Raw genomic sequence first — 24,953 nt, 5'->3', positions numbered from 1 at the left:
CACGCGGCGGAAACGCGACCTGCGAGACTGGGTCCATGACCGATGAGCTGACCATTCCGGCTGAACTGAAGCCCTCCGACGGGCGCTTCGGCTGCGGACCGTCCAAGGTCCGGGCGGAGCAGCTGGCGAACCTCGCTTCCGAGGGCGCCGCCTACATGGGCACCTCCCACCGGCAGAAGCCGGTGAAGTCCCTCGTCGGACGGGTGCGCTCCGGTCTGTCCCAGCTCTTCTCCCTGCCCGACGGCTACGAGGTCGTGCTCGGCAACGGCGGCACCACCGCGTTCTGGGACGCGGCCGCGTTCGGTCTGGTGAACGAGCGTGCGCAGCACTTCACCTACGGCGAGTTCTCGTCGAAGTTCGCCAAGGTGACCTCGGACGCGCCGTTCCTGGGCGACTCGATCGTCGTCAAGGCCGAGCCGGGCAGCGCCCCGGAGATCGCCTACGAGCAGGGCGCGGACCTGGTCGGCTGGGCGCACAACGAGACCTCGACCGGTGTCGCGGTGCCGGTGCGCCGCCCCGCGGGCAGCGAGGGCGCGCTCGTCGCGATCGACGCCACCTCGGGCGCAGGCGGCCTGCCGGTCAAGGCCGAGGACTTCGACGTCTACTACTTCGCGCCGCAGAAGTGCTTCGCCTCCGACGGCGGCCTGTGGCTGGCGCTGATGTCGCCGGCGGCCATCGAGCGGGTCGAGAAAATCGGCTCCAGCGGCCGGTGGATCCCCGAGTTCCTGTCGCTGACCACGGCACTGGACAACTCGCGCAAGGACCAGACGTACAACACCCCGGCGGTGGCGACGCTGTTCCTGCTGGCCGACCAGATCGAGTGGATGCTGTCCAACGGCGGGCTCGACTGGGCGGTGTCGCGCACGCAGGACTCCTCGACGCGGCTGTACGAGTGGGCCGAGGAGACCAGCTACACCGTGCCGTTCGTGAAGGACCCGTCGCTGCGCTCGCAGGTCGTGGGCACCATCGACTTCGTGGACGAGGTCGACGCGGCGCAGGTCGCCAAGGTGCTGCGGGCCAACGGCATCGTCGACGTCGAGCCGTACCGCAAGCTGGGCCGCAACCAGCTACGCGTCGGCATGTTCCCCGCGATCGAGCCGGGCGACGTCACGGCGCTGACCAGCTGCATCGAGTGGGTCGTCGAGCGGCTTGGCGACTAGTCCCAGCACCAGGAGCAGCAGGACGCCGGTGAGGACGTAGCTCTCCGCAAGTGGCCAGACGCTCCGGTGGTCCCACAGCGGGCTGACCACGAACACCACTGTCGCGAGGGCGGCGGTTCCGAGCACCAGCGGCCGGAACCGCCGCCCTCGCCACGTCAGGACCCCGATCACCGGCGCCGCCCACACCCAGTGGTGGGTCCAGGACACCGGTGAGACCAGCAGCGCGCCGACCGCGCACGCCAGCAACGCGACCACAGCGTCGGCGCGCCGCATCACCAGCGCGGTGACGACGAGGGTGACGGCCACCGCGACCAGCCAGGCCCAGGTCGGCGCGCCGAGCCGGGCGAGCAGGCCGTGCAGCGACTGGTTGCCGATGTAGCCGGGGTCGCCGACCCGCTCGCCCTGGAAGACCAGTTTCGTCCAGTACGTGACCGAGGCCTGCGGCGCGATCGCCCACGCCAGGAGCGCGCAGGCGGCGAACGTCGCGACCGCTCGCCCGGCGGCCCGGAAGTCCTTGCGCAGCAAGAAGAACAGCACGAACGCGGCCGGGGTCAGCTTGACCGCGGCGGCGAGGCCGACCAGGAATCCGCGGCGGCGGACCGGGGCGAGCGCGTCGACCGCCACGAGCAGCACGAGCAGCAGGTTGATCTGCCCGAACCCGAGTGTGGCGCGCACCGGCTCGCTGAACAACGCCACCGCCTGGACGATCAGCGCGGCGCCGCCGAACACGTGCAGCCGCCGGTCGTACCGGGAAAAGCACAACGCGAGCACGGCGCCGAGCGCGACGACGGACACGACGGTGATCCCGACGAGCGCGACATCGGGCGGAATCACCAGCAACGGCGCGAAAACGAACGCGGCGAACGGCGGATAGGTGAACGGCAGGAGTGTTCCGTTCCGCGTAGGCGGCAATGGGCCGTACGGGTCACCGCGGTCGAAGAACGCCTGCGCGCCGAGCCGGTAGACGTCCAGATCCAGGCCGTCCAACCGCTTCCAGGCCAGCAGGATCCCGACCAGCACGACTTCGATCGCCACTCCCGTGGCCAGCACCCTCCGCCCCACCGCGCAATACTCGCGGATCCTGATCACCGGGGTCCCGTCCGGGTGGCCGAACGGGTGGAATTGCTGCAAGATCAACCAAAAAGTGTCGGCGCGCCTGCCCCGTCAAGCGGACGCGCCGACCTACCGTGAACACCCGAAGGTGAAGTCAGGAGGAAGCGGATGCGGACGCTGAGAGTGGTCGGGCTGCACGAGGACGGTAAGTCCATCGTGTGCGAAGACCCAGCGCGGCGCGAGCGTTTCCTCCTGCCCGCCGATGAGAAGCTGCGCGCGGCCGTCCGGGGCGACGTGCCGAGGCTCGGGCAGATCGAAATCGAGACGGAGAGCCAGATGCGACCACGCGAGATCCAGGCCCGGATCCGGGCCGGCGAGTCGGTGCAACAGGTCGCGGACGCCGCCGGGGTTTCGGTGGAACGGGTGGAGCGGTTCGCGTACCCGGTGCTGCTGGAGCGGTCGCGCACCGCCGAGCTGGCGCAGTCGGCGCACCCGGTGCGCGAGGACGGCCCGGACGTGCGGACGCTCGGCGAGATCGTGGCGTACGCGTTCGGCGTGCGGGGGCAGGACTACTCGCAGGCGTCGTGGGACGCCTGGCGCGGCGACGACGGCCGGTGGATCGTGGCGCTCCGGTGGACCGCGGGCCGCTCCGACAACGCCGCGCACTGGCAGTTCTCGGCCGGCGCGCACGGCGGGACGGTCACGGCGCTGGACGAGCACGCCGAGGACCTGCTGGACCCGCACCGCACGCCGCGGACGCTGCGGGCGGTGGGCGCGGAGGCCGAGCCGCTGCCGGAGCCCGAGCCCGAGCCGGCGGACGAGCAGCCCACGCTCGACATCGACGCCCACCCCGACCCGACGGCAGCCAAGCCGAAGCCGAAGAAGAAGGCCCACCCAGCCGTCCCAGCCTGGGAAGACGTCCTACTGGGAGTCCGCAGCCAGCGCGGCTGACAGCCACGGGGTTGGCGCGAGTTTCCGCAACTCGGGCGAGTTCCGGCTAGCATCGGACACGTGACATTCGAGCGGATCACCGTGGACGCTGACCTGATGGGGGGGCAGCCGTGCATCCGTGGCCTACGGATACCCGTGGCCACGGTGATCGCCATGCTTGCCGACGGCATGACCGTGGACGAGATCGTCACCGAGTTGCCCGACCTCACGCCTGGTGACGTCGTGGAGGCGCTGCGGTTCGCCGCCGAAGCAGTACGGGAACGTGAGCTGCCCCTGAGGCACACCGCGTGAGGTTCCTCGTCGACAACAATCTGTCGCCTGCGGTTGCCAAGCTCCTCACCGACGCCGGACACGAGGCTGTCCACCTGCGGGAGTACGGTCTGCAGGCCGCTCCGGACCCGGTCGTGCTGGCCCGTGCCCGCGACGAAGACCGGATCCTGATCTCGGCGGACACCGACTTCGGCACCCTCCTCGCCCGGGAGCACGCCGACCGTCCATCGGTGCTGCTCGTTCGCCGTCTCGTCGGTCGACGAGCTGCCGATCAGGCAACCGTCATCATCGCCAACCTTCCGACGGTCGAGGACGATCTGGCGAGCGGTGCAGTCGTCGTGCTCGCCGACGACTGGCTCCGCGTGCGTCGTCTCCCCTTACTGCCCTGACCGACTGCGCGGAACCGGCCCCACATCAGACCGCCGCCCCGGCAACAGCGACGCATGCCGCTGCCCCGGCCCCTCCCCATAACGCGAAGCCAGCCAATCCGCCACGACCCCGGTCCCCGCCGCGTAAACACCCTTGTGCGCCAGGTCCACGACGAGCTCCCGCCGCGGCCAGGTCCACGGCGGCGCCCCCACTCCGGTCGCGTTCTCCAGCGTCTGGTCGTTCGTCAGCCGCACCGCCCAGAACATGGCCGACGCCCACGGGCCGCGCAGCCCGGCCGTCGCCATCACGCCCCGCAGCGCCCCCAGCAGCGCGCCCTGCCCGAAGTGCATCGCCAGGTTCACCGACCGCCGCCTGCCGTCCGGCAGTCCGAGCAGCCGTGCGAGGGTCCGCCCCGGCACGTGCGAGTCCGGCCGTCCGGTGAACCGCTGCTCGACCTTCTCCGCCGCCGTCATCACGAGCACGCCCGCCAGTCCGGCGACCGCGCCCTGCGCTACCGCTCGTCCCCACATGCGGGCACGTCTACCCGCGCCGGGCGAATCGAACCACCGCCACGGGGTACTGGGAGCTAGTGAAACGAATCCTCACCGCCGCCGAGTCCCTCCGCGCCGTCGACCCCGCCACCTCCGCCGCGGCCCGCGGCCTGCGCAAGGTGATCGGCCGCGGCGCCGCCGACCGCCTGCTCCGGGGCGCCTGGCTCGGCCACCCCGTGCACCCGCTGCTGGTCACGTTGCCGATCGGGGCGTGGCTGTCCTCGGCGGTGCTCGACCTGACCGGCCAGCCCGAAGCCGCCCGGCGCCTGGTCACGATCGGACTGGCCGCGACCCCGCCGACGGTCCTCACCGGCCTCGCCGAGTTCTCCGGACTGGACACCGCACAGCGCCGCGTCGGGGCGATCCACGCCGTCGCCAACACCCTCGCCGCGGGGTGCTTCCTCGCGGCGAACCGCTCCAGCCGCCGCACCGCCCGCTTCTGGGCCGCGGCCGGCCTGGTCACGCTCAGCGCCGGCGGCGCGCTCGGCGGGCACCTGTCCTACGCGCAGGGCGCCGGCGTTGGCCGCTGGTCATCCCTCCAGCCGGACGGCCAGTGACCCCGGCACCACCCCCGGGTCCGTCAGAACACGACGGCCAGCACGCCGAACCAGGACAGCACGACCCCGGCCGCCGCGCCCAGCGCGACCCACCGGATGATCGGCAGCTTCCGCGCCAGCCACAGCGACGGCGCGATTCCGGCGGTGACCACGACCGCCGCGACCAGCACCAGCCAGCCCGCGGTCTCCGCCGCCAGCGCGATCGCGAGCGCCATCATCGCGACGATCACCACCGCCGCCACGAACCCGGCAACCACCAGCCCGGTCGCCCACGGCGTCGGCTCGTCCCCGACCCCGGCGAACAGCCGCGGCGGCTCCTCGGCGCGCGGTGGCGGCGGCACGACCACCTGCTCCCCGGTCACCGGGTCCACGTAGTGCACCGGCGTGCCCATCACCCCGGCGACGCGCGAAGCCAGCTGCTGCCCGCGCCGGGACACCACGGTCGCGGCCTCGCTCGGGTCGTTCGCCGACCGCCGCAGCGCCGCGGCGACCTGTGCCCACTCGTGCAGCGCGTCGGCCAGTTCGACACCCAGCGCGAGGCTGTGGGGGTCGATCTCGCGCGTGTACACGTCACCGTGCCCCTTGAGCACGGCGCGGTCGCCGCGGACCCGCAATTCCACGCATGCACCTTTCCGGCCGTCGCGCCAGGACGTCGTCAATTTACCGCTGCGGCGAGCTCGTAGAAGGCCACCGCCGCGGCAGTGGCCACGTTGAGCGAATCGACGCCTTCGCTCATCGGGATCCGCACCGCGACGTCGGCGCTGTCCAGCGCTTCCGCGGTCAGGCCGGGCCCCTCGGAGCCGAGCAGCAGGGCCGTCCGGCCACCGTCGGCGGCCACCTCGCGCAGCGTCCGCGAGTCGGCGCGCGGCGTCAGCGCCGCCACCCGGAACCCCGCCGCCCGCACCCGCTCCAGCCCGGACGGCCACGGCGTCAGGGAGGCGAACGGCACCCGCAGCACGTTGCCCATCGACACCCGCACGCTCCGCCGGTACAGCGGGTCCGCGCAGCCGGTACCGAGCAGCACCCCGTCGACCCCGAGCGCGGCCGCGTTGCGGAACAGGGCGCCGATGTTCTCGTGATCGCCGACGCCCTCCAGCACGGCAACCACCCGCGACCGCGCGAGGATCTCGTCCGCGTCCGGCTGGGGCGCGCGGTCGGCCACCGCGAGCACGCCCCGGTTGAGGTGGAACCCGACGACCTTCGCCATCACCTCGGCCGACGTGACGTACGCCGGCACCGGCACGTCCGCCAGGTCGGGCGCGAGTTCTTCGATCCGCCGCTCGACGCCCAGCAGGGCCCGCGGCGGGTACGCTGACGCGAGCAGGCGCCGGACCACCACGGTGCCCTCGGCGATCACCAGGCCGCGCCCGCCGGGCCGGTCCGGTCGCCGGTCCGCCGTGGAGAGGTCCCGGAAGTCGTCGAGCCTGGGATCACCCTCGTCTTCGGTTCGCACGATCTGCGCCACGGCATGAAGTCTGCGGCTTCGGGGTAGATCCTCCGTCGTCGGGGTGGGTGCTCCGAACGTCATGCGTACCACTGGGCCGAACGGAGCAGCAGGGGCCGCGGTGGGGCGCGTCGCAGCGGAGCCACCGTTTTGGCCGATGACCCCGCGACGATCGCTGTGCGACCGTTGTCGGCCGGGGTGCCGCGGCGATCACCACAGCCGCGGCCGAGGACAAGAGCAGGGATGGCATGGGCAAGGACGTGTCGGCGGAAACCTTCAGCCCCCGGGACCGGGCGCGGTACCGGCACAAGCTCCAGCGGTGCCTGGACACCCTGGCCAGGATGCTCGCCGACGACAGCTTCTCGTTCCCGCGAAGACACATCGGGCTCGAGGTCGAACTGAACCTGGTGGACGACCGGCTGCGGCCGTCCATGTCGAACAGCGCCGTGCTGGAGGCGCTGGACGACGAGTCCTTCACCACGGAACTGTCGCAGCACAACATCGAGCTGAACGTGCCGCCGCGCCCGCTCGCCGGGAAGTCCGCGATCGAGCTGGAGCACGACCTGGTCGGCTACCTGGGCGAGGCCGACCGGAACGCGACGGCCGCGGGCGCGCGGCTGGCCGTGATCGGCATCCTGCCGACACTGGCGCAGGACCACTTCGACCAGAAGTGGATCACCAACAACACCCGCTACACGCTGCTCAACGACCAGATCTTCGCCGCCCGCGGGGAGAACATGACGCTGTCCATGGACGGCGCCCCGCTCGGCGGGCACAACCCGGAGCGGTTGCGCGCCTACTCCGAGTCCATCCTGCCCGAGGCCGCGTGCACGTCGGTGCAGTTGCACGTGCAGGTGGCGCCGGAGGAATTCGCCACGCACTGGAACGCCGCGCAGTGCCTGGCGGGTGTGCAGGTGGCGGTCGGCGCGAACTCGCCGTTCCTGCTGGGCAAGGCGCTGTGGCACGAGACCCGCATCCCGCTGTTCCTGCAGGCCACCGACACGCGCCCGGAGGAGCTGCGCAACCAGGGCGTGCGGCCGCGGGTGTGGTTCGGCGAGCGGTGGATCACCTCGATCTTCGACCTGTTCGAGGAGAACGTCCGCTACTTCCCCGGTCTGCTGCCGGAGACCGACAGCGAGGACCCGCTGGACACGCTGGAGTCCGGGCAGGCGCCGAAGCTCACGGAACTGATGCTGCACAACGGAACCGTGTGGCGCTGGAACCGCCCGGTGTACGACGTGGTGGACGGCAAACCGCACCTGCGCGTGGAGAACCGCGTGCTGCCCGCGGGCCCGACCGTGCTCGACATGATGGCCAACGCGGCATTCTTCTACGGCGCGCAGCGGGCGCTCGCCGAGGCGGAACGTCCGGTGTGGACACAGATGTCGTTCCAGGCGGCGGAGGAGAACCTGTACGCCGGTGCGCGCAACGGGTTCGACGCGCAGCTCTACTGGCCCGGCCAGGGCTGGGTGCCGCCGGACGAGCTGGTGCTGCGCGTGCTGCTGCCGCTCGCGGTCGAGGGGCTGCGCAGCGCGGACGTGTCCGAAGCGGCCATCGACCGCTACCTCGGCGTCATCGAGCAGCGCTGCCTTACCCGCCGCAACGGCGCGTGGTGGCAGCGGGCGGTGGTCACCGGGGCGGAGGACCGCGGCGCCGACCGCGAGACCGCGTTGACCACCATGCTCGGGCGCTACCTGGAACTGAGCCGGAGCGGCGAGGCCGTGCACACCTGGCCCGTGGACACTCCGTGATCAACCGGGCTCTCTTCGGGTCAATCCGGCCTTGTTAGGGTAGCCTAAGTGACCGAAGTCGCTTACAGTGCCACTCATGGCGGCTCCCCTCGCGGTTGACTCGGACCTGACCCAGACCCCGTTCTCGACCACCCTGAGGGAGTCGACACGGCGGGCGCACGACCGGGCGCACCACTCCCGGTACATGCGGGACCTGTTCAACGGCGACCTGGACCTGACCGAGTACGCCCGGCTGGTGGCCCAGTACTGGTTCATCTACCAGGCGATCGAGGAGGCCGCGGACGCGATGCGCCGCGACCCGGTCGGCGGCCGGTTCGTGTTCGACGAGCTGCGCCGGGTGCCCGCGCTGGCGGCCGACCTGGAGTTCCTCTACGGCGAGCAGTGGCGGGACCGCGTCACGCCGGTCCCGGCGACCGAGGACTACGTGCGCCGCATTCGGTCGGTCGCCTTCGACTGGGCAGGCGGCTACGTGGCCCACCACTACACGCGCTACCTCGGCGACCTCGCCGGCGGACAGGCGGTGCGCAAGCTGCTGGCCAAGGCCCACGGCGTCGAGGGGCCGGGCGCGCTGTTCTACCACTTCGACGACATCGACAACGTCCCGGCGTTCCGGAAGCGGTACAAGGCGCTGCTCGACGACACCCCGTGGACCGGGGCCGAGCGCGACCGGATCGTCACCGAGACACTGGTGGCGTTCGAGTTCAACATCGCGGTGCTCGACGACCTGGCCCAGTGATCATCGGCACACCCCGTTGACCTCCATCTAGCTGGAGATTGCAGGGTTGGGACATGACCGGTTCCCGCAGTGCGGACAGCGGCTCCCCAGTTAGCTTCCCGCGCGCGCGAGGACTAGGTTTTGATACCGCAAGGGACTCTGCGTCAGACAAGAAGGAGGGCTGATGGCCCGCTACGAGCTTCCTGACCTCGACTACGACTACGGCGCGCTCGCCCCGCACATCTCGGGTCAGATCAACGAGCTGCACCACAGCAAGCACCACGCGACCTACGTCAAGGGTGCCAACGACACCCTGGACAAGCTCGCGGAGGCTCGGGACAAGGGCGACTTCGGCTCGATCGTCGGCCTGGAGACCACGCTGGCGTTCAACCTGGCCGGGCACGCCAACCACGTGGTGTGGTGGAAGATCCTGTCCCCCGAAGGCGGCGACAAGCCGACCGGCGAGCTGGCCTCGGCGATCGACGAGGCGTTCGGCTCGTTCGACAAGTTCCAGGCGCAGTTCAACGCCGTCGCCACGACGATCCAGGGCAACGGCTGGGCCGCCCTGTCGTGGGACCCGATCGGCAAGACGCTGATCACGCAGCAGCTGCGCGACCACCACAACAACCTGATCCTGCCGACCGTGCCGATCCTGCTGGTCGACGTGTGGGAGCACGCCTTCTACCTCGACTACAAGAACGTCAAGGCGGACTACGTCAAGGCGCTGTGGAACGTCTACAACTGGGGCGAGATCAGCAAGCGCTTCGACAACGCCGTCTCCGGCGGCAACGGCCTGCTCCTCTGAGCGAGCCTGATCGAGGGGTCCTTCCGCGCACCCGCGCGGACAGGGCCCTTCTTTTTTCCGCTTGACCTCGACCACAGTGGAGGGTGCAGGCTGGCTGCCATGGATGTCGACGCGTACCTGGCCCGCATCGGAGCCGGCCGTCCCGCCGCCCCCACCCCGGCGGCGCTGCGGGAGCTGCACGAAGCCCACCTGCTGGCGGTTCCGTTCGAGAACCTCAGCGTGCACCTGCCCGAGCGGATCGTGCTGGACGAGGACGCGTTGTTCGACAAGGTCGTCCGGCGCCGCCGCGGCGGGTTCTGCTACGAGCTCAACGGCCTCTTCGCGGCCCTCCTGCGCGAGCTGGGCTTCCCGGTGACCCTGCTGGGCGGGCGCGTGTTCGGCGGCGGGCAGTGGGGCCGGCCGCTGGAGCACCTGGCGCTGCGGGTCGACCTGGACGAGCCGTGGCTGGCCGACGTGGGCTTCGGCCGCTTCGCCCGCCACCCGCTGCGGCTGACGGCGTGCGAGCCGCAGACCGACCCCGAGGGCGAGTTCCTGGTGGTGGACGCGCCGGACGGGGACATCGAGGTGCGGCTGAACGGCGAGCCGGCCTACCGGCTGGAGAAGCGGCCGCGGCAGCTGTCCGACTTCGGCCCGACCTGCTGGTGGCAGGCCACCTCGCCGGAATCGCACTTCACGCAGAACGTGCTGAGCACGATCTCGACGCCGTCCGGGCGGGTCACCCTGGCGAGCGACAAGCTGATCGAGACGGTCGACGGCAAGAGGGTCGAGCGCGAGCTGAGCGACACCGAGAAGGTCGAGGCATACCGGGTGCACTTCGGGATCGACATGAACGAAGCCCCGGTGCTGGGATCCTTCCCGGCACCGGGGCTCCGCCCGTTCCCGAACTGACTGCCGCTCCCACCACGAAGCGGACAAGCATTAGGTTAGCCTAACTTCACCAACCCCCGCAAGGGGGCGGTTCCGGGGGATCGTCCGTTCACCCGTCGGTGTGATCGCGGCGGACGATCGCCCGCTCCAGCAGCCCGTGGAGCGCGCGCTGCTCACCGGCGTCGAGAGCGGCGAGCGGCGAGTCGCGCACGAGGAGGTCGAGGAGCTTGCCGCGCAGCTCCTCGCCCTTCGCGGTGAGGACCAGCTGACGGGCGCGGCGGTCGGTGGGGTGCGGCCGGCGCTCGACCAGCTCCAGCTTCTCCAGCTTGTCCACGACGAAGGTGGCGTTGGACGGCTCGCAGCTCATCCGCTCGGCCAGTTCGCGCATGGTCATCGGCCCGGTCATCTCCCGCAGCGCGGTCGCCTGCGGCGCGGTGAGCCCGAGAGCGGCGGCGCGTTCGCGCACGTGGTCGGCGATCTGCTGGGCCAGGCCGTTCACCAGCCCGCACAGCTCCCGTTCGGCGATGACCTGCGGTTCCATGCTCCCATCGTAGTGATCCGTCAAGCCAGTAAATTTTCAGCTTGAATGTTTCAAGCTTGATGCTTTACGGTCGGACGCATGATCACCTCTTCCGACGAGCGCCTGCGACGGCAGGCCGGCATCCACTCACTGCGGCTGGGCGACACGAAGGTGACGTTCGTGCCGGACGGCGTCGTGCACCTGCCGGCGCGCGGCTGGCTGCCGGACACCACCGACGAGTTCTGGCACGCGCACCCGGAGTACCTGAACGACTCCGGCCACCTGGTGGCCAGCATCGGCGGGCTGCTCGTCGAGCACGGCGACCGCGCGCTGCTCATCGACGCCGGCTTCGGGCCGGAATCCCTGCCGCCCGATCCGGGCACCCCGCGCGGCGCGATCCGCGGCGGCGCGCTGCCCGCGAACCTGGCCGCGCTCGGCCGGTCCCCGTCGGAGATCGAGGCGGTGGCGTTCACGCACCTACACGCCGACCACACCGGCTGGGCCTGGCACCCCGCGCCCGACCAGCCCGTCTTCGCCCACGCCGACTACCTGGTCGCCGAACCGGAATGGGCCGCGCGCGACGCGATGGCCCCCGACATCGCCGGGCTGGTGCCACAGGTCCGCACGGTGCGCGACGGGGAGGAGGTCTTCCCCGGCGTGCGGATCCGGATCAGCGCGGGTCACACCCCGGGGCACGCCGAGTACGTGATCACCGGCGGCGGGCAGCGGCTCATCGCGTTCGGCGACGCGCTGCACTCGCCGGTCCAGGTGGACCACCCGGAGTTCTCGGCGGCGGTCGACCACGATCCCGTCCACGCCGCCGCGCACCGCGCCCGCCTCGTCGCCGAACTGTCCGAACCGGACACCATCGGGTTCGGCATCCACTTCGCCGACGTGGTGTTCGGGCGGGTCCGGCGGGACGGCGGCGCACCGGCGTGGCATCCCCTTCCCCCAACCGGGGATCACTGATCGAACTCGCTCGGTCACCGGATAGCGTTTGCCGTGTGAAGACGTCGACAGTGATCGCGATCGTGCTCGGCGTGCTGCTGTCCTTCGCCTCCGTCGCCGGCGCGGCCGGGTACCTGTGGTCGCAGGGCAGCGACGCGCCGCCGCCCGCCCCCGGCCTGCCCGCCGTGTGGCCCGGCAAGGACGGCGAACTGCCGCGCCGCGTGCCGATGCCCTCCGGCGAGATGCTGGCCGCGCTGCCCGCGGGCAGTTCCGGTCACGTGCTGTGCCAGGCGTTGTCGGAGCAGCGCTGGGAAGCGGTGCTCGGCGGGGCCACGCTGCGCGAGGTGCGGGGCAGCGTCTGCCACCTGGTCACCGGGAGTCTCGACGTCACCCTGCGCCTCGACAACGTGCCCGCCACGCTGCGGTCGCCGCAGTCGGTGACGGTGTCCGGGCGGGCCGCGGAGGTCGAGTCGAGCGGCACCGTCAACGCGCGGCTCAACGTCCACCTGGTCGACGACGCGCCCAGCGGTGAGGTCCACCCGTACCTGCGCCTGGACATCACGCGATACGCCGTCACGCGCCCGGGCCTCACCCTGGATGACCTCGCCATGTCGATCGCGCGGGACGTCATCGACACGACCATGGCGCCCGGCCCGGACCTGCCCGCGCAGGGCCGCGACGCGGTGATCGCGATGCGGACGACCGAGCCGGTGCCGGGCTACGGCATCCAGGACGCGCCGTGGCCGGTGGTGTCGTGGCAGCTGTGCACGCAGCTCGCGAAGGCGATGGGCACGAGCCCGTCGACGGCGAAGCCGAGGTTCGACGGCCGCTGCACGGTGCGCACGGTGCAGGCGACCCTGACGGACGACGTGACGCCGCGCGCGTACCCCGACACGCTGGCCGGCCACCCCGCCCTGATCACCGACGAGGTGGTGGCGGTGAAGCTCGACGAGGACTCGAGCCAGGAACTGGCGTTCACCGGCACAGGGCGCGACCTGAGGTCCCTGGCGGAGACGGTGCTGCCCGCCCTCCTCGGACGCTGAGCCCCAGCGTCCGAGCACCCGTGTGCCCCACGGGGTGTGGACGGTCAGGTCACTCGGGTGATCCAGGCACTCGGCCCGAAGGTCCTCCCCACACACGTCACAGTCACGACACCGAGCGACGCCCGGGCACCGGCGCGTCAGGCGGCCTGCGACCGGTCCGAGCGGCGCCGCGGGTTGAGCACCCGCAGGCCGGCCAGCCGCACCGGCGTCGTCATGCCGCCTCGGCGGGCGAGCACCATCGCGCACGCCACGGCGGCCACCGCGGAGATCACGCCGCCGATGAGGAACGGCGACCGGCCGCCGAAGGTGTCGGCCATCCACCCCACCATCGGCCCGCCGACGGGGTTCCCGCCGATCAGCACCAGCACGTAGAGCCCCATGACGCGGCCGCGCATCTCCGGGCTCACCGACGTCTGCACCAGCGAGTTCGCCGTGTTCAGGAACGTGATCGTGGCGAACCCGAGCGGGATCAGCGCGATGCCGAACGCCAGGTAGGTCGGCATGAACCCGGCGACGAACTCGACCGCGCCCAGGCTGAACGCCGCGATCAGCAGCAGCCGCACCCGCGGACGGCCCCGCGCCCCGCGGCGGGCGGCCATCAGCGAACCCGTGAACGTCCCCACCGCGAGCAGCGTGGACAGCAGCCCGTACCCGTCGGCCTGCGTGCCGAACACGTTGCCGGCCACGATCGCCAGCGACGTGAAGAACGTGATGCCGAAGGTGCTGACGAAGAACACCAGCACCATCAGCGAAACCAGGTCCGACCGCCCGCGCACGTAGGCCAGCCCCTCGCGCAGCTGCCCCTTGGCCCGCGCGACGGCCGGGCCGCGGAACAGCTTGTCCGGGTCCATCAGCAGCAACCCAGTGATCACGGCCAGCGTGCTGACCGCGTTCGCCAGGAACATCCAGCCGGTGCCGACCCACGTGATCGCGAACCCGGCGATGGCGGGGCCGACGATCCGAGCCATGTTGAACACCGACGAGTTCAACGCGACCGCGTTGGTGATCTGCTTGCGCCCCACCATCTCCGCGACGAACGACTGCCGCGCCGGCACGTCCAGCGAGCTGAAGATGCCCAGCACGAAGCACAGGAGGTAGACCTGCCACAGCGTCACCACACCGGACACGTCGAGCAGCCCGAGCACCAGCGCCTGCACGCCGATGCCGCTCTGGATCGCGATGCACAGCTTGCGCTTGTCCACCCGGTCGGCGAGGACACCGGCCCACAGGGACAGCATGAGCGTCGGCAGGAACTGCAGCGCCACCGCGATCCCCAGCGCCACCGGGTTGTTCCCGGAAAGCTCGAACACGAGCCAGTCCTGGGCGATGCGCTGCATCCAGGTGCCGACGTTGGAGATGATCTGGCCGGAGAAGAACAGCCGGTAGTTGGGCACCCGCAGCGAGGCGAACATGCTCGCCTTCGGCTGCGCCTTCTCCTCGGGCTCCGCGGGCTCAGTGGGTTCCGGGGCCGCAGCGGCGGCGGACTTGGGCCGCATCCGGCCGGACGGCGCGGTGCAGGCGGCGCGGTCGGCGGGTGGCGCCTGGCCCCGGGTACCTGTGTTCGTCAGTTCGGACTGTCCGTCAGTACCCGTGTTGAAGCCCACCGTTATTCGTTCCCCGCCATCCTGTCGATGATCTCGGCGGCGCGGGCGAGCACTTCCCGCTCCTCGCCGCTCAGTTCTGCCAGCTTCCGGTCCAGCCAGGCCTCGCGCACCGAGATCGTCTCCCCGACGAACGCCAGTCCCCGCTCGGTCAGTGCGACGATCGACTGCCGCCCGTCCGTCGGGTGCGGGCTCCGCTCGACGAACCCGAAGTCCTCCAGCGCCACGATGACCCGGGTCATCGACGGCGGCTGGACGCCTTCCTTCGCCGCGAGCTTGCCCGGCGTGAGCGGTCCGCACTTGTGCAGCGTGGACAACGCCGCCAGCTGCGTGAGCGAGACGTTCTCGTCGGTGCGCTGCGCCCGGAGCTTGCGGTTCAGCCGCACCACCGCGAGCCGCAACCGGCTCGCCAGGGCAGGCTCCCGCATATCGGACACATAGTTAGCATACCTTACGATCAATCGACCCCGCGGGTGAAATCGATCGCATCACCGGCGACGGTCGAACCAGGTGACCACCACGCCGTTGTCGAACGACTTCCGCTCGGTGACCGCGAAGAAGGTCGGGTCGAACTTGCCGTCGACCATGGGGATCCCGTCCCCGGCGACCACGGGGTAGCTCTTGACCACCATCCGGTCCACCTCCGGCCACACCGCCCCGGCCAGCTTGCCGCCGCCGCAGAGCCAGATGTCCTTGCCCTCCTCCTGCTTGAGCGAGCGGACCAGGCCGAGCGGGTCGCCGCCGACCACCGTGACCGCGGGGTCGGGGCTTTCGCGCAGGGTGCTCGACACGACGTACTGCCGCAGGTGGGCGTACGGGCTGGTGACACCGATGTCCAGTGCCGGCCGGTAGGTGCCGAGCCCCATGACCAGCGTGTCGATGGTCTCGTTGGGGGCGTCGGCGATCCCGGCCGCCTCCCGGATCATGGTCGGCACGGTTTCCGGGAAGGTCTTCAGCATCCACCCCCGGTAGGCCTCGAACTGGGTGCCCTCGCCCTCGGGATAGAAGTCGAACTCGCCACCCGGGCCCGCGATCCGCCCGTCGATGCTGACGCCCACGTAGTAGACCAGCTCTCGCATGAATCGCTCCATTCGTAGTACTCTGTTCGTAGTGGTTCAACCGTAGTACTACAAGTGGAGTGGTGTCAATGGTTCGCAGGAACGAGGAGCGGCGGGCGGCACTGCTGGACGCCGCGATCGAGGTGCTGGCCGCCGAGGGCGCACGCGGGCTGACGTTCCGCGCCGTCGACAAAGAGGCCGCGGTGCCTGCCGGCACGGCCTCCAACTACTTCGCCAACCGCGACGACCTGCTGTACCAGATCGCCCAGCGGTTCTACGAGCGCATGGAGCCGGACGCCGCGACGATCGAGCGGCAGCGGACCGCGCCGCGGGACCGGGCGACCTACACCCAGCTCATGCGCGAACTCGTGGCACGGATCAGCGCGTTCCCCAGCGGCTACCTCGCGCTGCTCGAACTACGCCTGGAAGCCACCCGCCGCCCCGAGCTGCGCAAGCTGCTGACCGAGCGCGTGCGCGCCGACGTCGACGCGAACGTGACCTACCACGAGCAGTCCGGGCTGCCCGGCGACGCGACCGCGGTGCGGCTGCTGATCCTCACCCTCAGCTGGATGATCGTCGAGCAGCTCACACTGCCGGACGTCTATGGCGAAGCCGAGCGGGACGAGCTGATCGCGGCCGCGGTCGAGCGGCTCGTGGCGGAGTGACTCAGCCGATCGCGTCCTGGATCGGCCCGACCGCGAAGTAGGCCACGAACGCCACGGCGATGACCCACAGCAGCGGGTGCACCTTGCGCGCCCCGCCGGTCACCGCCTGGATCACGACGTAGGAGATGAACCCGACGCCGATCCCGTTGGTGATCGAGTAGGTGAACGGCATGACGACGATCGTCAGGAACGCGGGCAGCGCGATCTTGAAGTCGGTGAAGTCGATCTCCCGCACCTGGCTGATCATCAGCGCGCCGACGACCACCAGCGCGGGCGCCGCGGCCTCGACCGGGATCACCTCGTACAGCGGCGTGAAGAACATGGCGGCGAGGAACAGCAGCCCGGTGACCACGTTGGCCAGCCCGGTCCGCGCGCCCTCGGCGATGCCGGACGCCGACTCCACGAACACGGTGTTGGAGCTGGACGAGCCGACACCGCCGGCGACCGCGCCGAGGCTGTCCACGAACAGGGCCTTGCCGGTGTTGGGCAGCTCGCCGTCGCGGTCCAGCAGACCGGCCTCCTTGCCGAGGCCGGTCATCGTGCCGATGGTGTCGAAGAAGTCGGTCAGGATCAGGGTGAACACGATCAGCGCGGCGGTGATGGCCGGGACCTGCACCCACGCGTCGAAGTTCACCTTGCCCAGCAGCGAGAGGTCCGGCAGGCCGGCGATCTGGTCGGGCAGCGCCGGGTACCCGAGGTTCCAGCCCTTCGGGTTGGTGCCGCCCGCCGGGCCGGCGTTGACGATCGCCTCCAGGATGATCGCGATCACGGTCGTGACCAGGACGCCGATGAGGATCGCGCCGCGGACCCGCCGCGCCACCAGGACACCGGTGATCAGCAGCCCGATCACGAACACCAGCGTCGGCCAGCTCGCGATCGACCCCCCGATGCCCAGCCCGACCGGGACGGTGGTGTTCGCCGCGTCCGGGATTCGCCGCACGAAACCGGCGTCCACCAGGCCGATCAGCGTGATGAACAGGCCGATGCCGACCGCGATCGCGGCCTTCAGCGCGGGCGGCACGGCGCGGAACACCATCGTGCGGACGCCGGTGAGCACCAGCACCAGGATGATCAGGCCGTTGAGCAGCACCAGCCCCATCGCGGCCGGCCAGCTCATCTGCGGCGCGACGCTGACGGCGATCAGCGAGTTGATGCCGAGCCCGGTGGCCATCGCGAACGGGTAGTTCGCCACGACGCCCATCAGGATCGTCATGACGCCCGCGATCAGCGCGGTCACGGCCGCCACCTGCGGGACCGGCAGGATGTTGCCGAACAGGTCCTTGTGGGCGCCCGCGTCCTGGGCCGAGAAGCTGCCGATGATCAGCGGGTTGAGCACCACGATGTAGGCCATCGTGACGAAGGTGACCAGCCCGCCGCGCACCTCGCGGCCGACGGTCGACCCACGCTCGGTGATCTTGAAGAACCGGTCGAGCCCGGTCCTGCCGCCCTGCACAGCCATGCAACCTGCCTTACCTGGTGCCACTGGGATGACCCGCGGGTAGCCTTCCTGACGTGGCCGATCCGATCAACGCCGGGGATGTTAAACGTCCGTTGCTTCCGGTGCCCGAGTTACCCGAGCGGCTGGTGGTGCTCTACCCGGTCGTCGTGGTCGGCACACTCGTGTGGTTCACCGGGTTCGCCGTGCTGGGCGCGCTGCGCCTGTTCGACGTCGGCGGCCCGGCGGACGTGTGGATGTGGACCTGCCTGTCCGGCGGGGTGCTCGGGCTGATGGGGATGGGCATCATGAGCTGGCAGCGCTGGGCGCGCCGCCACGGCTCGCGCAGCGCCCAGACCGGTCTCTAGAGCAGGTAGGTCGTCGTCGCGGGGTCGTTCAGCACGGCTTCCACCAGGTGGCGCTCGGACCAGCGGCCTGCCGCCCAGGCGAACGCGCGGGCCAGCCCTTCGGGTGAGTCCTCCGCGTGATGTTCCCCGTGAAACGTCCCACTTTCGACCCACCACGGCGTGGCGCGCTTGACTCCGTCGACCTCGACGGCCAACTCGTCGTGCACCACGAGCCCGCCCTCGGGCAGCGGGATGTCCAGCAGCTCCGCGGCCAGGACCAGCGCGGTCATCTCCGCCCACGGCACGAACTCGCCGTCGCTGCTGACCCGGGCGTCGGCGTGTTCGGACAGCAGCGGGATGTCCAGCAGCTCGGCCAGCGCGGCGACGTCCGCGCCCGGCGAGGCGGCGACCAGGCGTTCCGGCGCCCACACCGCACCCAGCCACGGCAGGTCCAGCACCGCGGTCCGCTCGGCGTCGACCACGGACCCGTCGACCGTGCGCACCCGCTCCGGCGCGTCCAGCTCGGCCCACTCCAGGTCCGCGGCGGCCAGCACGGCGTGCGCCCGCAGGATCAGGCCCGGCGGGACCTCGCGGTCCGGGTCGCCGAGCCGGTCGAGCAGGTCGGCCGCGTCGTCGAGGTTGCGCACGGCCAGTTCCGACCGGACCCCGGCGGCGGCCAGCACGTCCGCGCGCACCCCGACGTCGGGCACCGGGTCGTACAGGCCGGTCAGGCTCGCCGCGTCCGGCAGCCGCCACTCGGCGGGCGCGCGGCCGGCCAGCAGCGCGTTGCGCTCCAGCCACGCCGCGGACGGGCTGTCCGGCATCGTCAGCGCCTGCCAGGTCTCGCGCTGCCCGGCGATCAGCCGCAGCGCCTGCGGCCAGGCGTCGTCGGCGACGAGGTCGAGGTCGCGGATCTCCGGCTGCTCATCCTCGTTCGGCGCCACCAGGAACTCGTCGAGCACCCCGAGTTCGGTGAGCACCCTGGCCGGCCACTGCTCAGCGAACTCCGCGTCCAGCACGGAGAACGGACCGTCCTCTTCGAACACCTCGGGGTCGAAGACCTCGCGCAGCGGCGAGTTCGGCAGCACCAGCTCGTCGGCGCGCCGCCAGCCGTCCGCCGACGGCAACGCGAGCGCGCCCAGCCCCTCCGCGGAGGTGTCGGAAACCAGGCGCAGCACGGCTTCCGCGAGCGGGCGGGTGTCCAAACCGGACTCGGCGTCGGCCACGCTGCGGTCGATCGCCTCGCGCAGCGCGGGCGCGTCGAGCAGGTCCGCCGCCTCCGCCTGCTTCGCGCCGAGGCGCTCCAGCAACGGGTGCGCCGCCTCCGGGTGGACCAGCCGCAGCCCGCCCACGTCGGCGTCGGCGAGCAGGTCGAGCAGTTCCGACGCGCCGAGCAGCAACGCGCCGCGCGGACCGGGCAGCGTCCGCCCGTCCGCCAGCGGCACCGGCAGCGCGCCCAGCTCGTCCGCGGTCACCTCGTGGTTGTCCAGCAGCGGCAAGACGGCTTCGTACAGCGAGCGCCACCACTCCGGGTCCCTGTCCACGCCGATCAGCAGGTCGACCAGGTCGGCGACGTCGAGCCGGTCGGCGTCGACGGTCGCGAGGAGCTGCGCAGGCTCGTAGCCGCTGATCCCGGCGAGCCCCGGCACGACACCGGCAAGCAGCTCCAGCAACCGCTTCGACTCGACCGACAGCACCCGGGCACTCGACGGCACGAGGTCGTCGCCATCGGCCGCGGGCAGCCACGCCTGCGTCGCGAGCTGCCTGCCGACCAGCTCACGCAGCTTGCCGTCCACTTCGGACAGCGGGAAACCCGCTTCCGGCACCAGGTCCAGGCGGTCCTCCGGCGCGAGCTCGCGCACCAGGGCCGGGTACTCGCGGGCGGCCGCGGCGAGCGCCTCGTCGGCGCCGGGCAGCACCCGGCGGCGGGACGGCTCCAGCGGCACCGTCGCGATCAGCCGGGCAGGCAACGACAGCCGCTCGTCGGTGGGCGTCGGCGCGTGCAGCACGTCCTCGGTCAGGCGCCCGTCGACCGGCTTCGCCCACACCACGTTCTCGCCGACCCTGGTCAGCCAGCGGACCGTCCCGGACGGGGTGGACAGCTCCACCACACCATCCACTTCGGACCGCGCCCACGCCGCGCCGGGCGCCTCGATCCGGGCCAGCCAGGGCAGGGACAGCAGCAGGTCCTCGGCTTCGTCCCGCAGACGGGCCAGCAGCTCGTCCGCGTCCACGCCCTCGCGCAGGGGCAGCCGGACCTCGGTGTCGAAGCCGTCGGGCAGGTCCTCGTCCACCGGCCACGGCAGGCGCAGCACCGGCACCGCGCCGTCGCGCCCGGCGGCCTCCCTGGTGCGGGCCTCGGAGAACGCGACGCCGCCGGTCCGCGAGATCACCCGCGGTTCGCTGCTGACCGCGAGCACCGCCGCGAAACCGACGCCGAACTGGCCCACGGTGTCGCCCTGCTTGGCCGACGCCCGCAGCGAAGCCAGCGACGCCACGCCGGCGGCATCGAGCGGCGCGCCGGTGTTGGCGACGCGGAGCTCGTCGCCTGCCACGGACACCCGCAGCATGCCGGGAGTGCCGGCGAGCGCGGCGGCGTCGGCCGCGTTCTGCGCCAGCTCGACGAACAGCCGGTCGCGGTAGCCGCCGACCCGCAGGTCGGTCTCGGCGTTGGTGTCTTCGGTGAACCGGGTCGGCGAGTCCCGCCAGGCCCGCAGCACCGAGGCCCGCAGCGCCTCGGTGCCGAACGGATCACTCAGCTGACTCACTCACCGTCTCGGCGTCCGGGGTCGCGCCCGTCTCGGTCTTCGGCTCCTCGACCGGCTCCATGTCCAGCAGCGAGTCGTCGTAGACCAGCTCGGCGACCGGCACCGACGAGGTCACCTCGACCTCGACCTCGGAGTGCGCGCCGCAGCCGTACTCGGCGTGCACGACGTTGCCGTCCGCCGGGGCGATCTCGTTGCCGCACACGCCGAAGGCGGCGCGCAGCGAACCGGCCAGCGGGAGGTAGAAGCCGCACGTGCCGCAGTGGGCCGGCGCGCTGCGCGCCATGTCCGACCGCGGCCCGAACTCGCCGCGGTGCCACCGGGTGGCGGCCTCCTCGCGGCCGAATCGGGACAGGACGTGCACCCGGCCGAGCCCGGCCTCGTGCGCGACCTCCTCGACCGCCGGGTCGTCGGACTGGAGGTACGCCGGGACCAGTCGCGGGTCGTCCTTGTCCGGCGGGAGGATGTCGCCGACGCCGAGGTCGCCCGCCCGCACGCGGCGCTCCCACGGCACCCACTGCGGGGCGATCAGGGCGTCCGGGCCCGGCACGAGCACGACCTCGCTGACCGTCACCGGGGCGTCCGCGCCAGCGCTCGCGACGGTCACCGACCAGCGCCAGCCGCGGTAGCCGGGCACGTTGGCCTCGAAGAGGTGGCTCGCCGACACCGCGTCCTCACGCGACACGCCGACGTGCGCCCCGACCTGCTCGGCCCCCGCCTCTTCGACCGCGACCTCGCGCGCGAGGTCGACTGCCTCGGCGAGAGCGCGCTCCACGGAGCCGTCGTCCAGGGTGAGCAGCAGCGTCATACCCCAATTGTGCCCCGCGCGCCTCCGGCCGCCGTGTCAGGGTGGAGGCGTGCGCACCCTGATCACCTTGACCCTCGCCACGGTCGTCGCGCTCGCGGGCTGCGCGGCGGCCGCACCGCCCGCGCCGGCCGCGGTTCCGCAGCTCACGGTGCAGGTGCTGGAGACGCTGCCGCACGATCCGGCGGCGTTCACGCAGGGGCTCGAGTTCTCCGGCGCCACCCTGTACGAGGGCACCGGGCTGGTCGGGCAGTCGTCCGTGCGGGCGGGCGCGCCCGGGCAGCCGCCCACCACGCGCGTGGACCTGCCCGCGCCGCTCTTCGGTGAGGGCATCACCGTCACCGGGCCGACCCTGTGGCAGCTGACCTGGCAGAACGGGGTCGCGATCGAGCGGGACGCGCGGACGCTCGCCGAGCTGCGGCGGGTGCCCTACGACGGCGAGGGCTGGGGGCTGTGCCACGACGGCGGCCGTCTGGTGATGAGCGACGGCTCCGACCAGCTCACCTTCCGCGACCCGGCGACGTTCGCGGTGACCGGAGAGGTCGCCGTGCACTACGGCGAGCAGACCTTTTCGCAGCTCAACGAGCTGGAGTGCGCCGGCGGCGCGGTGTACGCGAACGTGTGGCAGACCGACCGGATCCTGCGGATCGACCCGGCGACCGGCGAGGTGACCGGGCAGATCACCGCGGCCGGGCTGCTCACCCCGGCCCAGGCATCGGCCGCGGACGTGCTCAACGGCATCGCCGCGGTCCCCGGCACGGACGAGTTCCTGATCACCGGGAAGCTCTGGCCGGTGATGTTCCGGGTGAAATTCGTGCCCGCTTCCTGATCACCGAGCGCGTCGGCCCAGGAATACGGCAAGATTGACGTGTGGGGCGCAAACGGAAGTGGACACCGGCACCGGGTGCCGGGCAGCCGTGGCGCGCCCAGGGGCGCTTCTACCCGGAGTCGGCCGCGGTGCCGAACGCGGACGAGGCGCCGACGAGCGCGTTCCCGGCAGGCGGGCGCACACCCCCGCCGCCACCGCCGCGTGGCGCGCGGCCGTACCCGCCGCGACAGGGCCCGCCGCCGCAGCAGCGGCCGTGGCACAGCGAGCCGCCGCCCCGCCGCACCGAGCCGCTCTACGAGCACTACAACACCGACGGGTACGCGGACAACAGCGCGCGCCCAGAGCCGGAGCCGGCCGCGGAGCACCGCACGGAGGCGACCGCCGGGCCGCTGCCCCGGATGCCGAAGAAGCTGACCGTCACCCGCGTCGCCGCGCTGCGCAGCCGCGAGCTGGGCGGCCGCGCGGTCGGCATGTTCCAGCGCGCGACGAAGGCCGACGGCGCCGACAAGTCCGGCCTCACCTCACTGACGTACGCGGTGATGCTGAACTACGCCAGCGACGCGGCGATGGCCATCGCGCTGGCCAACACCCTGTTCTTCGCGGCCACCAGCGGCGAGGGCCGCGGCAAGGTCGCGCTGTACCTGCTGATCACCATCGCGCCGTTCGCGCTCGTCGCGCCGGTCATCGGCCCGCTGCTGGACCGGATCCAGCGCGGCCGCAGACTGGCGATGTGCCTCACCTCGGTCGGCCAGGTGCTGATGGCCGTGCTGATGGCGCTGCACTTCAACGACTGGGGCCTCTACCCCGCCGCGCTCGGGAAGATGGTGCTGTCCAAGTCGTTCACGGTGCTGAAGTCGGCGGTCACCCCGCGGGTGGTGCCGCCGGACATCACGCTGTCGAAGACCAACGCGCGGCTGACGGTGTTCGGGCTCGCGGCGGGTGGTGTGTTCGGCGCCATCGCCTCCGGCGTTAACGCGCTGTTCGGGTCCGCGGGCGCCCTGTGGTTCACCGCGTTGATCTGCGCGGCGGGCGCCGTGCAGGCGATGCGGATCCCGGCGTGGGTCGAGGTGACCGAGGGCGAGGTCCCGGCGACGCTCAAGGCCCACCCGGCGAAGAAGAAGAAACGACAGCCGCTCGGCAGCGACGTGGTGCTCGCCCTGTGGGGCAACGGGACCATCCGCATCCTCACCGGGTTCCTGATGATGTTCGCCGCCTTCGCGGTGAAAGCGCAGGCGGAACAGACCGGGCAGACCCCGTTCATGCAGCTGCTGCTGCTCGGCCTGATCGGCGGCGCGGCCGGGGTCGGCGGGTTCGTCGGCAACGCGCTGGGGTCGCGGCTGAGCTTCGGGCACCCCAGCCAGGTCGTCCTCGGCTGCGTGGGCGCGGCGCTGGCCTCGACGATCCTCGCGGCGGTCATGGCCGGGATCGTCACGGCCGCGATCGTCGGTCTCGTCGGCGCGACGGCCAGCGCGCTGGCGAAGATCAGCCTCGACGCGGTGATCCAGCGCGACCTGCCGGAGGAGTCGCGGGCGTCGGCGTTCGGCCGGTCGGAGACGGTGCTGCAGCTGGCGTGGGTGTTCGGCGGCGCGATCGGGCTGCTGCTGCCGCCGACGTACTGGATCGGGTTCCTGGTGGTGTCGATCCTGCTGGCGGTGGGGCTGGCGCAGACGTTCCTGCTGGAGCGGGGCTCGTCGCTCCTGCCGGGGCTGGGCAGCAGGCGGGACCGCAGGCCGGCGCGGACCGGCAACGGGGCCGCTCCGCGCGTGCAGTGAGCCGACCCGTAGGGTTTCCGGCATGCGGCGAACTTTGCTGTTGCTGTCGGCCGGGGCGCTGGCGCTGACCGGGTGCTCCGCCACGGTCGGCCCGCCCGAGGTCACGTTCTTCGGCGACGGCCACACGGTCAACGCCGAGCCGATCGTGAACTGCGACGCGCTGTTGAAGTCGTGCTCGGAGAACCCGGACGCCGCCGTGAGGCTGAAGGTGCGCCCGGGCAAGCCGGTGCAGATCTCCGTGCCCTCCGAGATCGGCGACACGCCCTGGCTGGTGAACGTCCAGTACGCCAACGCCAAGGGCGAACTGCAGCCGGTGAAGCAGCAGTTCTTCTCGCCCGGGGACAAGCTGGCCTACACGGCCACCGGAGCCGCGCCGGACGACCAGCTGGTGGTGGTCGAGGTGCAGCAGCTCGGGGCTGCCTACGCGGCTGATCAGGCTGGGAATCCGATCCTGGACGAGAACGGGAATCCGCAGTTGGTGGCGCGGGCGTTCTGGTCTCTTCAGGTTGAGCCGGGTTCGTAGGCGCTACGCGGGTATCTGCGCTGCGCGCGGCTGGAAGCGCCGGCTTCGCTTCGCTACGCCCGGATCTGCCCCTCCCGAACCCGATCTCTCAGTGTTCGGTGGCCCAGCTCGACGTGCACCCGGTGTCGAACGTCCGTGAGGTCCTCGAC

General features: G+C 71.7%; 27 protein-coding genes. 16 read left to right on the top strand and 11 right to left on the bottom strand.

Translation table 11 applies throughout. The features are described from left to right. The first annotated feature begins 35 nt into the window (after positions 1-35). The gene (serC, locus tag ABZ215_RS08405; RefSeq protein WP_020416879.1) at positions 36-1,160 is read left to right on the top strand and encodes a phosphoserine transaminase; all 1,125 of its coding nucleotides are present in this window, start codon (positions 36-38) and stop codon (positions 1,158-1,160) included. On the opposite strand, the gene ABZ215_RS08400 is transcribed toward serC, so the two are convergent. Further along, positions 1,068-2,297, bottom strand: a complete 1,230-nt coding sequence (locus ABZ215_RS08400) for a glycosyltransferase 87 family protein (protein WP_354948742.1) — start codon at positions 2,295-2,297, stop codon at positions 1,068-1,070. The two genes, serC and ABZ215_RS08400, sit on opposite strands and share 93 nt — an antisense overlap. Before the next feature lie 84 nt (positions 2,298-2,381). On the opposite strand from ABZ215_RS08400, the gene sepH reads away from it, so the two are divergent. From sepH to ABZ215_RS08385, 3 genes are read left to right on the top strand one after another with little or no spacing between them, the layout of a single operon-like run. Then, positions 2,382-3,164, top strand: coding sequence for a septation protein SepH (gene sepH, locus ABZ215_RS08395; protein WP_020416881.1), 783 nt, complete (start codon positions 2,382-2,384; stop codon positions 3,162-3,164). Positions 3,165-3,224: 60 nt separating this feature from the next. Continuing rightward, positions 3,225-3,455 (top strand): DUF433 domain-containing protein, encoded by a 231-nt coding sequence (locus ABZ215_RS08390; protein WP_020416882.1) that lies wholly within the window; start codon positions 3,225-3,227, stop codon positions 3,453-3,455. Beyond that, positions 3,452-3,823, top strand: coding sequence for a DUF5615 family PIN-like protein (locus ABZ215_RS08385; protein ID WP_354948740.1), 372 nt, complete (start codon positions 3,452-3,454; stop codon positions 3,821-3,823). Before ABZ215_RS08390 ends, ABZ215_RS08385 begins: the two co-directional genes overlap by 4 nt. Here the strand turns inward: ABZ215_RS08385 and ABZ215_RS08380 are convergent. After that, positions 3,812-4,333: a hypothetical protein gene (locus ABZ215_RS08380; RefSeq protein WP_354948738.1), complete on the bottom strand. Its 522-nt coding sequence runs from the start codon at positions 4,331-4,333 to the stop codon at positions 3,812-3,814. The two genes, ABZ215_RS08385 and ABZ215_RS08380, sit on opposite strands and share 12 nt — an antisense overlap. A gap of 59 nt (positions 4,334-4,392) precedes the next feature. On the opposite strand from ABZ215_RS08380, the gene ABZ215_RS08375 reads away from it, so the two are divergent. Then, positions 4,393-4,911 (top strand): DUF2231 domain-containing protein, encoded by a 519-nt coding sequence (locus ABZ215_RS08375; RefSeq protein WP_354948736.1) that lies wholly within the window; start codon positions 4,393-4,395, stop codon positions 4,909-4,911. A gap of 23 nt (positions 4,912-4,934) precedes the next feature. On the opposite strand, the gene ABZ215_RS08370 is transcribed toward ABZ215_RS08375, so the two are convergent. Both ABZ215_RS08370 and ABZ215_RS08365 read right to left on the bottom strand, forming a co-directional pair. Beyond that, a complete protein-coding gene (locus ABZ215_RS08370) occupies positions 4,935-5,531 on the bottom strand; it encodes a DUF2537 domain-containing protein (protein WP_020416886.1) in 597 nt (198 codons plus the stop codon). A 35-nt stretch (positions 5,532-5,566) separates the two neighbouring features. Next, a complete protein-coding gene (locus tag ABZ215_RS08365; RefSeq protein WP_354948734.1) occupies positions 5,567-6,376 on the bottom strand; it encodes an RNA methyltransferase in 810 nt (269 codons plus the stop codon). A 227-nt stretch (positions 6,377-6,603) separates the two neighbouring features. Between ABZ215_RS08365 and ABZ215_RS08360 the strand changes: the two genes are divergently transcribed. The 4 genes from ABZ215_RS08360 (at position 6,604) to ABZ215_RS08345 (ending at position 10,514) form a co-directional block, all read left to right on the top strand. Continuing rightward, a complete protein-coding gene (locus ABZ215_RS08360; RefSeq protein WP_354948732.1) occupies positions 6,604-8,106 on the top strand; it encodes a glutamate--cysteine ligase in 1,503 nt (500 codons plus the stop codon). Between the two features lie 76 nt (positions 8,107-8,182). Then, positions 8,183-8,842, top strand: a complete 660-nt coding sequence (locus ABZ215_RS08355) for a biliverdin-producing heme oxygenase (RefSeq protein ID WP_237338977.1) — start codon at positions 8,183-8,185, stop codon at positions 8,840-8,842. 163 nt (positions 8,843-9,005) lie between these two features. Further along, a complete protein-coding gene (locus ABZ215_RS08350) occupies positions 9,006-9,626 on the top strand; it encodes a superoxide dismutase (RefSeq protein WP_017985168.1) in 621 nt (206 codons plus the stop codon). 99 nt (positions 9,627-9,725) lie between these two features. Then, the gene (locus ABZ215_RS08345; protein WP_354948730.1) at positions 9,726-10,514 is read left to right on the top strand and encodes an arylamine N-acetyltransferase; all 789 of its coding nucleotides are present in this window, start codon (positions 9,726-9,728) and stop codon (positions 10,512-10,514) included. A gap of 88 nt (positions 10,515-10,602) precedes the next feature. On the opposite strand, the gene ABZ215_RS08340 is transcribed toward ABZ215_RS08345, so the two are convergent. Further along, the gene (locus ABZ215_RS08340; protein ID WP_027933852.1) at positions 10,603-11,034 is read right to left on the bottom strand and encodes a MarR family transcriptional regulator; all 432 of its coding nucleotides are present in this window, start codon (positions 11,032-11,034) and stop codon (positions 10,603-10,605) included. Between the two features lie 78 nt (positions 11,035-11,112). Here ABZ215_RS08340 and ABZ215_RS08335 point away from each other — a divergent pair, with 78 nt between their 5' ends. After that, entirely contained in the window at positions 11,113-11,982 is an 870-nt protein-coding gene (locus ABZ215_RS08335) for an MBL fold metallo-hydrolase (RefSeq protein WP_354948728.1), read from the top strand. Positions 11,983-12,017: 35 nt separating this feature from the next. Further along, on the top strand, positions 12,018-13,004 hold the full coding sequence (locus tag ABZ215_RS08330) for a hypothetical protein (RefSeq protein WP_354948726.1): 987 nt from the start codon (positions 12,018-12,020) through the stop codon (positions 13,002-13,004). A gap of 137 nt (positions 13,005-13,141) precedes the next feature. Here the strand turns inward: ABZ215_RS08330 and ABZ215_RS08325 are convergent, their stop codons facing one another. The 3 genes from ABZ215_RS08325 to ABZ215_RS08315 all read right to left on the bottom strand — a co-directional run bounded on the left by ABZ215_RS08325 (position 13,142) and on the right by ABZ215_RS08315 (position 15,684). Then, a complete protein-coding gene (locus ABZ215_RS08325) occupies positions 13,142-14,416 on the bottom strand; it encodes an MFS transporter (RefSeq protein ID WP_354948873.1) in 1,275 nt (424 codons plus the stop codon). A 194-nt stretch (positions 14,417-14,610) separates the two neighbouring features. Next, positions 14,611-15,033 (bottom strand): MarR family transcriptional regulator, encoded by a 423-nt coding sequence (locus tag ABZ215_RS08320; RefSeq protein WP_354948871.1) that lies wholly within the window; start codon positions 15,031-15,033, stop codon positions 14,611-14,613. 60 nt (positions 15,034-15,093) lie between these two features. Then, positions 15,094-15,684, bottom strand: coding sequence for a dihydrofolate reductase family protein (locus tag ABZ215_RS08315; RefSeq protein WP_354948724.1), 591 nt, complete (start codon positions 15,682-15,684; stop codon positions 15,094-15,096). 68 nt (positions 15,685-15,752) lie between these two features. Between ABZ215_RS08315 and ABZ215_RS08310 the strand changes: the two genes are divergently transcribed. After that, the gene (locus ABZ215_RS08310; protein ID WP_020416897.1) at positions 15,753-16,328 is read left to right on the top strand and encodes a TetR/AcrR family transcriptional regulator; all 576 of its coding nucleotides are present in this window, start codon (positions 15,753-15,755) and stop codon (positions 16,326-16,328) included. A 1-nt stretch (position 16,329) separates the two neighbouring features. Here the strand turns inward: ABZ215_RS08310 and ABZ215_RS08305 are convergent, their stop codons facing one another. Further along, positions 16,330-17,787, bottom strand: a complete 1,458-nt coding sequence (locus tag ABZ215_RS08305; protein WP_237338983.1) for an NCS2 family permease — start codon at positions 17,785-17,787, stop codon at positions 16,330-16,332. A 101-nt stretch (positions 17,788-17,888) separates the two neighbouring features. Here ABZ215_RS08305 and ABZ215_RS08300 point away from each other — a divergent pair, with 101 nt between their 5' ends. Then, entirely contained in the window at positions 17,889-18,131 is a 243-nt protein-coding gene (locus ABZ215_RS08300) for a DUF2530 domain-containing protein (RefSeq protein ID WP_020416899.1), read from the top strand. On the opposite strand, the gene ABZ215_RS08295 is transcribed toward ABZ215_RS08300, so the two are convergent. Next, positions 18,128-20,878 carry a molecular chaperone Hsp90 gene (locus ABZ215_RS08295; RefSeq protein ID WP_354948721.1) on the bottom strand — a complete coding sequence of 917 codons (2,751 nt, stop codon included), beginning with the start codon at positions 20,876-20,878 and terminating at the stop codon, positions 18,128-18,130. The genes ABZ215_RS08300 and ABZ215_RS08295 overlap by 4 nt on opposite strands. Beyond that, positions 20,862-21,683 (bottom strand): DUF3027 domain-containing protein, encoded by an 822-nt coding sequence (locus ABZ215_RS08290; RefSeq protein WP_354709450.1) that lies wholly within the window; start codon positions 21,681-21,683, stop codon positions 20,862-20,864. The genes ABZ215_RS08295 and ABZ215_RS08290 overlap by 17 nt, the downstream gene beginning before the upstream one ends. Positions 21,684-21,732: 49 nt before the next feature. On the opposite strand from ABZ215_RS08290, the gene ABZ215_RS08285 reads away from it, so the two are divergent. Genes ABZ215_RS08285 through ABZ215_RS08275 form a run of 3 tightly spaced genes read left to right on the top strand, consistent with a single transcriptional unit; the run spans position 21,733 to position 24,804 of the window. Then, positions 21,733-22,509: a glutaminyl-peptide cyclotransferase gene (locus tag ABZ215_RS08285; protein WP_354948719.1), complete on the top strand. Its 777-nt coding sequence runs from the start codon at positions 21,733-21,735 to the stop codon at positions 22,507-22,509. Positions 22,510-22,550: 41 nt separating this feature from the next. Next, a complete protein-coding gene (locus ABZ215_RS08280; protein ID WP_020416903.1) occupies positions 22,551-24,281 on the top strand; it encodes an MFS transporter in 1,731 nt (576 codons plus the stop codon). A 22-nt stretch (positions 24,282-24,303) separates the two neighbouring features. Further along, positions 24,304-24,804, top strand: coding sequence for a DUF2771 family protein (locus ABZ215_RS08275; protein ID WP_027935695.1), 501 nt, complete (start codon positions 24,304-24,306; stop codon positions 24,802-24,804). Positions 24,805-24,953: the final 149 nt, after the last annotated feature.

It is taken from the genome of Amycolatopsis sp. NPDC006131, from assembly GCF_040614175.1.
Taxonomy (GTDB): Bacteria; Actinomycetota; Actinomycetes; order Mycobacteriales; family Pseudonocardiaceae; genus Amycolatopsis_E; species Amycolatopsis_E tucumanensis.
This window is presented reverse-complemented; position numbering and strand designations above follow the sequence as displayed.